This is a genomic window from Granulicella sp. WH15 (assembly GCF_009914315.1).
In the GTDB taxonomy this organism is placed as follows: Bacteria; Acidobacteriota; Terriglobia; order Terriglobales; family Acidobacteriaceae; genus Edaphobacter.
This window is the reverse complement of record NZ_CP042596.1, coordinates 2,766,771-2,779,187: the sequence shown is the minus strand read 5'-3', so window position 1 is coordinate 2,779,187 and position 12,417 is coordinate 2,766,771. Positions and strand designations below refer to the sequence as shown.

Here is a 12,417-nt window from a genome sequence, read left to right as displayed (position 1 = left end):
CTCGCTTAGCAGACTCTTATCTGGCAGGCATCTGGTGTGGCCTTTCACATGCTTCATCACAGGCGGAGGCAAGCCATGCAGGTGACGACCGCAACCAGCGATGAGTTGACCAAATATCTCGATCTCACAGCCGACCAATTGAAGCTGACGGCGGCCAACATGGCCAACGTGGATACGCCCGGCTATAAGACGCAGGGTTTCGACTTCGAGCAGGAGCTGAGCGAGGCGCTGCACGGAGGCTCGGGCCAACCAAAGGTCAGCGACGTCGATGGGCTCGTCGCGCGGCCCGACGGCAACACGGTCTCGCTCGATCGCGAGAGCCTGCAACTGGCCAAGGCGCAGTTGCAGTTTCGTGCAGGAGTGGAGCTGCTCAAACATCAGTTCAGCGGCATCATGTCGGCTATCCACGCCGATGCCAAGTAATCGTATGAGGAATCTGTAATGAACCTGTTTGGAGTGATGGACATCAGTGCGTCGGCCTTGAAGGCGGAGCGGGTGCGAGCGGAAGTGGTGGCCTCGAATATGGCGAACGCCGAGACGACGCGCACCGCCGACGGTAAGCCGTATCAGCGGCATCACGTGGTCTTCGAGGAGCAGGGGGATGACAGCTTCGGCTCTTCGCTTCTTGGCGAGAGTGGTGGACATGGCTTTGGCTCCAGCTTCTCATCGAGCTTTGCATTGACCGGAGGCTTCGGCTCCTCGTCCGGTGCCATAGGTGGAGTTGCCATAGGTGGAGTGATCGAAGATGCCGCCGACCCGCTTCGCCGCTACGATCCGCAGCATCCCGATGCCGGTCCCGACGGCTATGTCTCCTATCCCGATATCAACCCGCTCACCGAGATGGTCGATCTGATGGGCGCGACCCGAGGCTACGGCATGAACGCCTCGGCCGTGCAGGCAGAGAAGAACATGCTCAGCAGTTCACTCGACATTTTGAAATAAGTGCTTAAAAAGTCACAAATAGAAAGGTAGGCCATGACGGGAATCGACCAACTCGCCGGAATAGTCTCAGGAGCCATCAACAGCCCGCTCGCATCGTCCACACCCAGCGCTTCGCCAGTGCCTTTCAGCGGTGTGCTGAACTCGCTGATCGATCAGACGAACAGTCTCGACAAGCAAGCCAGCGATGCGATCAACGGTCTTGTCAGCGGTCAGGGCGTTGAGGTTCACGACGCCATGATCGCGACCCAGAAAGCCGACATGGCCTTCGAGCTGGCTTTGCAGGTAAGGAACAAGGCCGTCGGGGCCTATCAGCAGATGATGGGGATGCAGTTCTAGCCACGATCTTTCGAAGGATACGCAATGGCAGATGCAGGGCAGGTGGCGGTTACAAAGATGGAGCCTGGCACCACCTCGGGTGGAGTGATGCAGCAGGCCAACAAGCTACTGAGCGGCGCGCGCACACGTTGGGGGGCTATTCCCGACCAGCGCCGCCCGTGGATGATCGCGGGTGTTGCGATGATCGCCGCTCTGGTCGCCGGTATGTTCTGGTATGCAGAGCGGCCGGATTGGCGTGTACTCTTCTCGGGGCTCGAGAGCAAGGACACGCAGCAGGTCTCGCAGGAGCTTGCCGCCGCTGGCATCTCTTACCAGATGACGCCCGATGGCAGTGGCATCGAGGTCCCGGCCGAGATGCTCGACAAAGCGCGCATGGAGGTCGCGACCAAGGGGATGCCGCAGTCGGGCCGCCTTGGCTTCGAGCTCTTCGATAAGCCTAACTGGGTCGGCAGCGAGTTCGACGAGCATGTCAACTATCAGCGTGCGCTTGAGGGCGAACTGGAGCACACTATCTCGACGTTAGGCGTGGTTCGCTCCGCACGCGTTCATCTTGCGATGCCACAGGTGTCTCTCTTCGCGGAAGATCAGAAGCCCGCCAAAGCCTCGGTCATCATGCATCTCAAGCATCCGGCTTTGCCACAGGAGCAGGCAGACTCCATCCGTAACCTGGTTGCGGGTGCAATCGAAAACCTTAGCCCGGATCAGGTCACGCTGGTCGATGCCGATGGCCGCGTGAACCTGCAGCCACGTTCACGCAGCGCGGCCGAGGGCGATGCAGAACAGGCTCTCGAGAGTAAGTTGGTGGCGATGCTGGAGCCTCTTGCGGGGCAGGGCAATGTGCGGGCTTCGGTCAATGTTTCCTATGATGAGGCGGGCGAAGAGCGTACCGATGAGGTATACGATCCATCGCAAGCCGCTACGTTGAGCACGCAGAAGAGCGAGCGCACGAGCGGCTCCCCGAAGGGTGCCTCCGGCGTTCCGGGCACTGCAAGCAACTCGCCCTCGGCCTCTGCTCCTGGAGCGGTAGCGGGCAGCAGTGCGGCAGCGGCGCCGGGCACGCCGCCTCTCTTGCAGAAGGCTCCGCTGCCTGTCTATCCCCAGGCGGGCAACCCTATCCAGTCGGAGAATCAGGAGAGCAATACCTATGCGGTGACAAAGCACGTCGTCCATACCGAGGCATCTCCAGGCCGACTGCGCCGAGTTACGGCTGCGGTTGTGGTCAACGACCGCGAGACCCTGGACCCCGGAGCGAAGACCAGGGTGTGGCGTCCGCGCAGCGTCGAAGAGATGCGGAGGCTCGAAGAGCTTGCACAGGCCGCAGTGGGCTTCGACGTCAAGCGCGGCGATCAGGTCGTGCTTGAGAACATCAGCTTCAACTCGAACGTCGCCGAGGTGAAAGCCTCTTTCTTCGACCGTATGCTTGAAGGCGCAAGTGGCCTACTTCACGCACAGCCCAGTCTCTATCGAACCGGCGTCGTCGGCTTGCTGGGACTGGCTCTGATCTTCTTCATTCTGAGACCTCTCACCAGTCAAGTGGTCAAGGGTTTGAGGGAGCCATTGCTGCTGGCCTCGACACAAACCTTCGACGCTACCGCCACCGATAACCAGGAGTCGTCAGTACAGGCTCCGCCGGATTGGCTGAACGAGCCACAGCCGGAAGCGGTTCCTTATCCCGTGTCCCGCAGGACGACGGGCATCCCGAAGACACGCGACTCCGTCTATGGCGCAGTCGTGGAGCATATCCGCCGCGAGCCCGCGCAGAGTACACGTCTGCTCGAGGCCTGGATCGGCGATGCAGGAAAGGAGAGCTAGATGGCAACCCCCGCGTCCGCTCTGACGAACAATGCCGCCCCCTATCTGTTGCCCGCTCAAGCAGGCTTCGTAGCCTCCGATCTTCCCGGCCTGCGCAAGGCCGCCATCCTGGTGATGGCGCTTGGCGAAGAGGTCGCGAGCACGCTCTTTCAGAGTCTCTCCGAGGTCAACGTCCAGAAGGTCACCGACGAGATCACCAGTCTTGGCGATGTACCCGCTGTCCAACTCCAGCAGGTACTCACCGAGTTCTATGGCCTCTTGGAGACCCAGCAGTATATGGTCCGTGGAGGCCCGGAGTATGCGCTCAAGCTGCTTACGGATGCCTTCGGACCGGCGAGGGCAAAGCAGATGCTCGCACAGGTTCAGCAGATGCGCGAGCGTTCGAGCGGCGACCTGGCCATGTTGCAGAAGATGGATCCGCTGCAACTCAGCAAGTTTCTTGAGAGTGAGCATCCGCAGACTGTTGCACTCGTGCTCGCCCATCTCGATGCTCAGCGCGGCTCGGTGGTGCTGATGAACTTGAGCTCGGGAATGCGCGTCGAGGCAGTGCGCCGACTCGCCGAGATGCGTCAGTTCTCGCCGGAGGTGGCGCAGAAGGTTGCCCTGGTTCTCCATCGCCATATGGCTTCGCTTGGCTCCGGCGGACGCAAGTCCTATGCGGGTTTTAAGGCTGTGGCCGAGCTGCTCAACCGTCTCGACCAGAACGACAGCAAGGGTATCCTCGAGCAGATCGAGCAGAAGGAGCCGCAGGTCGCGATTGAAATTCGCGTCCTGATGTTCACCTTCGAAGACCTCATTACGGTGCCGCAGTCCAGCATCCGCGAGCTGGTGAGCGCGGCCGATAAGAAGATGCTGGCTATGGCTCTCAAGGGCGCGAAGGAGAGTATCCGTGCGCATCTTTTCAAGGCCATGAGCTCGCGTGCGGCCGAGATGCTGAAGGAAGACATGGACGTGCTCGGCCCGGTACGCGCCAGAGATGTCGGTGGGGCGCAGCAAGAGCTGCTTGCGTTGGCCACGAAGCTTGAGGCCGAGGGCAAGATGATTCTGAGAATGGAGGCCGGCGATGAGTCTGCAATCTGAGGCGACGGTCGAGAGGGGGTTCGAGTATCTCTTCGCAATTACCTCTGAGAGTGACGGAGTGCAGCACCTCATCCCGTCTATACCCAGTGAGCTCTCGGTGCTAGCGTTTCACGCGGTTGACGCTGCTCGCGATGAGCCTGTCGTTGCAGCCGTCGTCGAGCCTGAGCCTGCGCTGCCTGATCCTGTCCAGCAGATTCGCACCATGATCGACGTTGCCCGCGAAGAGGCTGCGACGGAGGCGCGCCAACAGCTCGAAGCCCAGCTTAAAGACGAGACCGAGGCCCGCGTTCTACTCGAGCGGCAGCGAATCACTGATCTCTGCGAGAGCTTTGCCCACGACCGGCAACAGTACTTCGCGACAGTTGAAGATCAGGTCGTCCGGCTTGCACTTGCCATCGCTGCCCGCGTCCTGCATCGTGAAGCTAAGGCGAACCCGGTGCTTCTTGCAGATACGGTCAAGGCTGCGCTCGCGCGCGTAGAAGAGAGCAGCGGTACGACCCTGCGGGTCCCTCCCGATGAGCTGAGTCTGTGGTCAAATGTCTTTCCTCAGGGTGCAGAGCCACTCGTTCATCTCTCTGCCGATGCGCGTATGAAGCCCGGGGATTGCGTGCTCGAAACCAACATCGGCCGCGTCGATCTCGGCATTGATGTTCAGTTGGAAGAGATAGACCGAGGGTTTTCGGAGCCATCTTCGGTTGCATCTCATGGCCTCTCTGAGGTGCAGGATTGACGACGCTGGAGCCATACTTCAGCAGCTTGGCCGAGCGGCCTGCTTGGCGTTGGCGCGGCCGCGTCGTGCAGGCGAATAACCAGACCGTGGAGTCGGAGGGGCCGCTCTGCTCGGTCGGTGAATGCTGCGAGATCATCGACTCCTCCGGCCATCGTCATCTCGCCGAGGTGATCGGCTTTCGCGGCTCGCACGTCATTTCCATGTCGCTTCATGCTATTCAGGGGATTCAGTACGGCGATAGCGTTGTCGCTGTCGGCCTGGAGCCGAGTTTTGGTGTCGGAGAGCAGATGCTGGGCCGCATCTTCGACGGCATAGGAGCGACGCTCGACGGCCTGCCTGTGCCGCGTGCCCGCACCTTGTGGCCTCTCGATGGTGATGTACCCAAGCCTATGCAGCGACTGCCCATACATGAGTCGTTGCAGACGGGACTCCGTGTTATCGACGGCCTACTCACCGTGGGTCGAGGGCAACGTGTCGGTATCTTTGGCGGCTCAGGCGTGGGTAAGAGCACGCTCATTGGCATGATGACGCGTAACACTGCCGCGGATCTCACCGTGGTTGGCCTAGTGGGCGAGCGTGGTCGCGAGGTCCGTGAGTTTGTTGAAGATTCTCTGGGGCCGAAGGGAAGAAGACGTTCCGTCGTGCTTGTATCCACCAGCGATCAAAGCCCTCTGCTGCGTATGCGCGCGGCCATGGCCGCTACCGCTGTGGCTGAGTTCTATGCTGCCCGAGGCAAGCACGTTCTTTTGGTCCTCGACTCTCTGACTCGCTACGCCATGGCGGCCCGCGAGGTGGGGTTAGCTGCTGGTGAGCCGCCCGCAAGCAAGGGCTATACTCCCAGCGTCTTCACCCGCCTGGCCAAGCTGGTCGAGCGTGCGGGTAATTTCGAGACCGGAAGTATCACGGCGTTCTACACCGTTCTGATGGAGGGCGACGATCAGCAGGACCCCATTGTTGACGCAGTACGTTCGTTCCTTGATGGCCATATCGTCCTCTCGCGCTCACTGGCGTCTGCGGGGCGGTATCCTCCGGTCGATGTCCTCGACTCGCTTAGTCGACTTATGCCCGCGGTCGCTACCAGGGAACATCGTGAGCGCTCCAGTCTCGTCCGCCGTCTGCTCTCTGCTCATGCGCGCTCCGAAGACCTCGTTCGCATTGGAGCCTACAAGCCCGGCACCGATGAAGAGTTGGACCGCGCCATTCGTGCGATGCCTGCGATGCGTAATTTTCTTGAGCAGGGAAGCAGCGAGCAAGTTTCGATGGAGGAGAGCATCGGAGGGCTTCGGGATATGGTTCTGTAAATGTAACACCAGGTGTTTCATATTCCGTGAGGCGTAAATGAACGAGAAGATGCGTCGTTTCAAGAAGCTCGCTATTCTCTACGGTCAGGTGGAGCAGATTCGCTCTGCACAACTGCGCATCGCATCTTCAGCTGCTAATGAGGTCGTTCAGGCCACTGCCTACGAAATATCTATCAGGCAGAGGCAGGCTGCGTATGCACACGACGCGCTTACGAGCGGGGATCGGGAATCCTGGAGCCTCTCCGCAGTGCAGGCCACAGTCGCTACTACTCGCCAACTGCGACTTGAATCTCTACGCATCACACGAGAAGATGCGCATGAACAGGCTGCTGCCGCTTATCACAACAGTCGGCAGAGGCTGGAGCAGATGAAGGCTGTCATTGATAAGGGCTATACATTAGCGAGCCTTGAAGAATTGCATCGTGCCCAGGCAGCTTCGGATGATCGCTTCCTTTCTCGTCGAGCCTGGATTCAAGCCCAGTCAGACGCACGGTCTCGGATGAAGTAAAGCTAATCTTCGACGTCGTTGGTTTGGCCCTGAGGGTGCATCTGTTACAGCAACAATGAGGAGGAGCGCATGATCCGTATCGCATCGACATTGATGGCTAATGCAAGCTCCGCCGCATCGGGCAACTCGTTGCCCGATGCGCTGCATCCGGCTCATGGACTGATCGGGTCTGAAGCCTCGAACTTTGCTGCGAGTCTCCGTGGCGCATCAAATCCTTTGGCCTCCGAGTTATCTTCGACAACCGTTTCTACCTTGAAGCATTTATTTCCTGCTCTTCAGCCGGAGCCTCAAGGGGGTAAAGCTGAAGTCTCTCGGACAGTTATGGAGGCTCAGGTCAATTCACAGCAGGCATCCGCTTCGATTACGACTTCTTCAATAAGAGCAGAGGTGGTACCTCCTGATAAGTCCCAGAGCTTAGTTGAGGCAGATTTAGGCAAGGAGGTAAAGGTCGCGAGTAGTAATACTGACCGCCTCAACAAGCATGTATCGATTGCCACGACATCCGAGTCGGCGGCAGGAGTGAGTCGGGTGGAACCGCCGAAACATGAGACGGCTAAGCAGATTAAACATGCTGAAATAGCGGTGGCTGCTTCGAAGGGAAATTCTGCGGAGCCCACCATAGGTGAAGCTGCTACGCCCGCTCCGGCGTTGACTGGGAACAAGGTTTCTATTGATGATCCCGCGGGGCCGCTTTCGCCTGCTGGTTTATTGCCGCAAACTCAAACGGTCAGCAAGGATTTCTCTCGCGGTCAAGATAAGGCTCATATCGCTAGAACTGAAGCAGGTAAAAGCACCCAGCTCTCCCCAACTGCAATCTCCAAGAAGCATGTCAAGGTGGAATCTGCTCGCGTCGTTGATGCTCAGGCACAAGTCCTTCCTGAGACGGCAGAAGCTGCTGTCTTCCAGCCAGTTGTCTCTGATTTTTCAGGATCTCGTGATATTGCCGTGCCTCGCGTGGTGGCAGAGCAGGATACTGTAGTGGCAGGCCACTCTGTGGTTACATTGTCGATGCCTGTCGGTACAGTTGTTCTCCCTGGTCACGATGCGCACACATTAGATCAAGCTAAAGAAACGCAGAATCAACTCGTCGATTCTGTTGACCCTGCTATTTCTGCTTCCACGTCGATCGCTGTGCCGGTGGCATCTTCCTCGATGGTGGCGATCCCTTCGGCATCAATAACGCACGCTGTTGTTATACCTATCCCAGCGATTCCTCAAGCGGCGGAGGAACGTGCAGAACAGGTCGCATCAAAAATTACTAATGTGCCTGTTTCTCAGGCTGCGGCACATGATGCAGCCTCTCCCCTTGCGTATCAGCCAGGAGCGATCCCTGCTCACGAGACTCTCTCTGCCACTCCTAATGTTCTTGAGGTGGGCGTAGCTAGCGGCACTCACGGCTGGGTCCGCGTCCGCGCGGAGTTGCAGCCAGCGTCCGGCGAGGTTATGGCCTCGGTCGTTGCTAACTCCTCCGCTTCCGCCGAGAGTCTTCATCGCCAGCTTCCGGCGCTTACTGCTTATCTTGCCAGCGAGCGGCTCGATGTCTCATCCGTTGTTGTCCATCGCTCTTACTCTTCCCAGTCGACCCTCGATACCAACTCTTCGTCCAGCGGCAGTGCATCGCAACAAGGTGCAGCCGACAGACACCCACGTAATGGCGACACTAACTCATTAAGTAACTCCTGGAATGGCTCGACGAGCGATCAGGAAGGCTCTAATGCTGGATTAACTCACGGTCCTCAATTGGTCGAGGCGAACGTGTCAGCCGGTAACTGGCTCAGTGTTCGTGCTTGATTTATATCCGGTCGATCTTTATCGAAAAAATTGAAACCAATAAGGCTACAAATAATTCACTTATAGATCAGGAGTAGAAAATGAGCATTTTCAGTACAGGACTTCCCACGCAGGCATCGGCAAACGCAGTAGCTCAGAGTCTGTTGCCGGGCAGTGCCGCAACCGCAAAGCCGAACGCAGCCGCGACGAATGACAGTTCCGCCTCGGATGCAGGCACTGCCGGCGATATAACCGCCAGCGATTTTCTTACCCTTCTCGTTACCGAGATGCAGAACCAGGATCCTACTCAGCCCACCGATCCGAACGCTTATATTCAGCAGCTTGTCGGCGTCAACAGCCTGCAGCAGCTTATCTCCATCAATCAGGGACTAAGTACTGCTGAAGGTATTACACCCACCACTCAGGCCGTGTCCTCGGTAGTAGATAACTTCTAACTTAAACTTCCTCTTTGGAGAGCATTCATGCCTAATTTTTCGATCGCACTTACTGGACTTCAGGCCGATACCGTAGCGCTCAATACCATCGGTAACAATCTCGCAAATCTGAATACCACTGCCTTCAAGGGTGAGACCACCTCCTTTGAGGATCTCTTCTACCAGAACATTGGCACGACCGGCTCTGGAGATAACCTGCAGGTCGGAGTTGGCACGCGCGTCGGTGCCACTACGACCGACTTTACGGAGGGCAGCACGACCACCACCGATGTCGACACCGATATGGCCATCAACGGCAACGGCTTCTTCGTCGTCCAGCAGGGCAACACCCAGTCCCTCACGCGTGCGGGTAACTTCCAACTCGACTCTTCGGGCAATCTCATCACCACCGACGGGCAGAACGTCATGGGCTACGGGGTTACTTCGAGCGGAGCTATTAACGTGAACGCTGGCCTCGTCCCCATCACGATCCCTATCAGCGGCAATGAGGCACCCAGCGCCACCTCAAACCTCTCGCTCACGACATCGCTCGATGCTTCGGCCGCTACGGGTACGACCTTTGCCAAGCCGATCACCATCTACGATTCGCTTGGCACCGCACACGTTGCGACCGTCACTTACGACAAGACCAGCGCGTCCACCTGGGATTACTCCATTGCTCTTCCCGCGGGCGATTACACCGGCACTCCGGTCAAGACTACCGGCACCCTTAGCTTTAACTCGGATGGAACTCTGGCCTCCCCGGCGGCTAATGTTGCCGGTGTAACCTTCCCTGATATGGCCGATGGCGCCAGCGATCTCAGCTTCTCTTTCAATCTCTACTCGGCCGGCGGCTCGCCACTTGTCACCCAGGTCGCTGGTTCCTCCAATACTTCGGCTACCTCTCAGAACGGTTACCCGGCTGGCACCTATCAGAGTTTTTCGGTCGATGACAACGGCGTGATCTCGGCCACCTTCTCGAACTATCAGACCAGCACGGTGGGGCAGATTGCTGTGGGCACCGTCACCAACACGGACGGCCTCTCTCGTACGGGCGGCAACGACTATCAGGCTACGCTGGCCTCCGGCGCCGTTACCGCTGGCGTAGCGAACGTTGGTAGCCGAGGCTCCATCAGCGGCGAGACGCTCGAGCAGTCCAACATCGACATCTCCTCCGAGTTCTCCGATCTCATCGTGGCGCAGCGTGCCTTCGAGGCCAACTCGAAGACCGTCACCACCTTCGATTCGGTGACGCAGGAAGCCATCGGAATGATTCGCTAACCGCGCTTTAGCAGCAGACAAAGCCGTCCGGGTTTCCCTGGGCGGCTTTGTCATTGTGTGGAGTCGCTAATCCAACCGGCCTCTCATGTGGCATCTCACATGCACTCCTATCAGCATCATGGCTGACTCGGCAGTGACCTCCAGAGATCTCTCCAATACTTCTGCGGCGAATGTCTCCTTCTTCCCGCTCGTGCCGTTTCTGATTGCGGTGGCTCTCTCGGTTGTGTTGGCGGCTGGCGGCATGGCGGGCGTTCTGTTCTGGATGGCCCGCTCTGGCCGCATTGCCAAGACATCTGTGCCGACTGCTCTCGCTGCGTCTGTGGCAACGTCCCCAGCGAAATCTCGCGCCATCTCGATGGAGCCCATGTTGGTCAACCTTGCTGATCCGGGTGGCCAATCCTATCTCCGCATCGGCATTGTTCTGGGCCTGGAGGAGATGCCTTCAAGCAAGGATAAGGACAAGAAGGAAGAAGCGTCTTCTGTGAAGGGCGGCAAGGCGGTCGATGAGGGAGAAGCTGCTATGCGTGACGCGGCTCTCACCATCATCAGCAACGAGACTGCGGATCAGCTGCTCTCGCTCGAGGGCAAGGAGGCGCTCAAGCAGAAGCTCAAGGCTGCGATGGGCAAGGCTGTTCCCGGCCTCAAGGTCTCCGAGATCTTTTTTACCGACTTCTTAGTACAGCGCTAACGACGGGGAGACAACGATGAATCGCACGATGGAACAGGTTACGCAGCCACACTTCAAGAGCAGCATATCCGCGCGTTTCGCGAGCGACGGCCTCATTTATAAGTTTCTCCTCATGTTCCGCAGGTTGAGCGTCGGCTATCGCCGTGATGGAAGCATCGTTCCTCGGCGGATGGAGGTCATCGAGACGGTCTCGCTGGGCGGACGTCGCAGCCTTATCCTGGTGCGTTGTGGTGGTCAGCAGTTTCTTGTGGGGTGTGGGCCGGAGCAGGTAAACACCATCGCTGCTGTCGCGGAGACGGAGCCCCTGTGCTTCTAGCTTCGATAGGTCGGCTGCGGATCGCGGTGCTGGTTCTGGCCATCATGCTGCTGGCCGGTGGCGTGAGCGTGCAGGCTGCGGAGCTTGCGGCTGCCATCGCTCAGAGCTCCGATGCTTCGGTGGTCACCCAATCTAGTGCTCAGCCCAGTGTTCAGGCCAGTGCTCCATCCAATAGGCAGTCCCGAGTTCAATCCCGCGCGCGCGCAAGAGCCCGGCGTCGGGATGCAGTCCGGGCGCTCACGCCCGGCACCGGGCGCGCGGACCCACCGCCTGACTCCATCGCCACGGCACTCGCGAAGGGAGGCAGTACCTCCTGGTCCATCGTCGTCGGCCTCACGCTGCTCACGCTGCTGCCTGCGATCCTTCTGGCCATGACGCCGATGGTGCGTCTCCTGGTGGTCTTTCACTTCCTCCGCCAAGCGCTGGGCACGCAGACCGCGCCCAGCAATCAGGTGCTGATGGGGCTTGCCCTGATGATGACCTGGTTCCTCATGCAGCCGGTCCTCACGGAGGTTGAGCAGAAGGCCACGACGCCTTATCGGCAGGGCGTCATTACGGGCGAGGTTGCGATTGCGCGCGGCATTGATCCGGTCAAGCACTACATGCTGCGCTACGCACGGGAGAAGGATCTGGCCGTCTTTGCTGCGGCTGGCATGACTCGCCGCCCGCAGAACAGAGAAGACCTGCCGTTCCAGGTCGTCGTGCCTGCTTACATTCTTTCGGAGTTGAAGGCAGGTTTTCAGATCGGCGCGGTTCTCTTTCTGCCCTTTCTGCTGGTCGACCTCGTTGTGGCCAGCATTACGACCTCCATCGGCATGTTGCAGCTGCCGCCGGTCGTCATCTCCACCCCGGTCAAGATATTGCTCTTCGTCATGGTCGACGGCTGGAACCTGCTAGCCGACAAGCTCTTGAAGAGCTTCTAACCCGCATCAGGAAAGGAGCACTCGCGATGGGCCCCGATCAAGTCGTCTACATCATGCGCCAGTTGCTCATCGAGGCGATTCTCCTTGCCGCGCCGTTGCTGCTTGCTGCCGCCACTATCAGTCTTATCGTCAGTTTGCTGCAAACGCTTACGGGCGTGCAGGAGCAGACCCTCACCGCTGTTCCTCGTCTTATCGTCGTCTTCCTCGTCACCATGGCGGCGATGCCCTGGATGATTCATCGTCTGATCGGCTACACCCTTCGTCTCTTTATCGACCTCCACCGCTACCTCGGCTAA

15 protein-coding genes are annotated in these 12,417 nt (G+C 58.8%); all 15 read left to right on the top strand.

The window, feature by feature from the left end:
• Positions 1 to 75: 75 nt before the first annotated feature.
• Positions 76 to 423 carry a flagellar basal body protein gene (locus FTO74_RS11575; protein WP_162538290.1) on the top strand — a complete coding sequence of 116 codons (348 nt, stop codon included), beginning with the start codon at positions 76 to 78 and terminating at the stop codon, positions 421 to 423.
• Positions 424 to 441: 18 nt separating this feature from the next.
• Positions 442 to 942, top strand: a complete 501-nt coding sequence (gene flgC, locus FTO74_RS11570; RefSeq protein WP_162538289.1) for a flagellar basal body rod protein FlgC — start codon at positions 442 to 444, stop codon at positions 940 to 942.
• Positions 943 to 975: 33 nt separating this feature from the next.
• A complete protein-coding gene (gene fliE / locus FTO74_RS11565) occupies positions 976 to 1,278 on the top strand; it encodes a flagellar hook-basal body complex protein FliE (RefSeq protein ID WP_162538288.1) in 303 nt (100 codons plus the stop codon).
• Between the two features lie 24 nt (positions 1,279 to 1,302).
• Positions 1,303 to 3,090 (top strand): flagellar basal-body MS-ring/collar protein FliF, encoded by a 1,788-nt coding sequence (gene fliF / locus FTO74_RS11560; protein WP_162538287.1) that lies wholly within the window; start codon positions 1,303 to 1,305, stop codon positions 3,088 to 3,090.
• Entirely contained in the window at positions 3,091 to 4,170 is a 1,080-nt protein-coding gene (gene fliG / locus FTO74_RS11555) for a flagellar motor switch protein FliG (RefSeq protein WP_162538286.1), read from the top strand.
• Positions 4,154 to 4,900 carry a FliH/SctL family protein gene (locus tag FTO74_RS11550; protein ID WP_162538285.1) on the top strand — a complete coding sequence of 249 codons (747 nt, stop codon included), beginning with the start codon at positions 4,154 to 4,156 and terminating at the stop codon, positions 4,898 to 4,900. The genes fliG and FTO74_RS11550 overlap by 17 nt, the downstream gene beginning before the upstream one ends.
• Positions 4,897 to 6,201 (top strand): FliI/YscN family ATPase, encoded by a 1,305-nt coding sequence (locus FTO74_RS11545; RefSeq protein ID WP_162538284.1) that lies wholly within the window; start codon positions 4,897 to 4,899, stop codon positions 6,199 to 6,201. Before FTO74_RS11550 ends, FTO74_RS11545 begins: the two co-directional genes overlap by 4 nt.
• Before the next feature lie 37 nt (positions 6,202 to 6,238).
• The gene (locus tag FTO74_RS11540; RefSeq protein ID WP_162538283.1) at positions 6,239 to 6,709 is read left to right on the top strand and encodes a hypothetical protein; all 471 of its coding nucleotides are present in this window, start codon (positions 6,239 to 6,241) and stop codon (positions 6,707 to 6,709) included.
• A gap of 69 nt (positions 6,710 to 6,778) precedes the next feature.
• A complete protein-coding gene (locus FTO74_RS11535) occupies positions 6,779 to 8,500 on the top strand; it encodes a hypothetical protein (RefSeq protein WP_162538282.1) in 1,722 nt (573 codons plus the stop codon).
• A gap of 80 nt (positions 8,501 to 8,580) precedes the next feature.
• Positions 8,581 to 8,934, top strand: coding sequence for a flagellar hook capping FlgD N-terminal domain-containing protein (locus FTO74_RS11530; RefSeq protein ID WP_162538281.1), 354 nt, complete (start codon positions 8,581 to 8,583; stop codon positions 8,932 to 8,934).
• A 27-nt stretch (positions 8,935 to 8,961) separates the two neighbouring features.
• Positions 8,962 to 10,194, top strand: coding sequence for a flagellar hook protein FlgE (locus tag FTO74_RS11525; RefSeq protein ID WP_162538280.1), 1,233 nt, complete (start codon positions 8,962 to 8,964; stop codon positions 10,192 to 10,194).
• 118 nt (positions 10,195 to 10,312) lie between these two features.
• Positions 10,313 to 10,882 carry a flagellar basal body-associated FliL family protein gene (locus FTO74_RS11520; protein ID WP_162538279.1) on the top strand — a complete coding sequence of 190 codons (570 nt, stop codon included), beginning with the start codon at positions 10,313 to 10,315 and terminating at the stop codon, positions 10,880 to 10,882.
• 16 nt (positions 10,883 to 10,898) lie between these two features.
• Complete coding sequence (locus FTO74_RS11515) at positions 10,899 to 11,198, top strand: flagellar biosynthetic protein FliO (RefSeq protein ID WP_162538278.1); 300 nt, start codon at positions 10,899 to 10,901, stop codon at positions 11,196 to 11,198.
• Complete coding sequence (gene fliP, locus FTO74_RS11510; protein WP_255462215.1) at positions 11,189 to 12,121, top strand: flagellar type III secretion system pore protein FliP; 933 nt, start codon at positions 11,189 to 11,191, stop codon at positions 12,119 to 12,121. The genes FTO74_RS11515 and fliP overlap by 10 nt, the downstream gene beginning before the upstream one ends.
• 26 nt (positions 12,122 to 12,147) lie before the next feature.
• Complete coding sequence (locus FTO74_RS11505) at positions 12,148 to 12,417, top strand: flagellar biosynthetic protein FliQ (RefSeq protein WP_162538277.1); 270 nt, start codon at positions 12,148 to 12,150, stop codon at positions 12,415 to 12,417.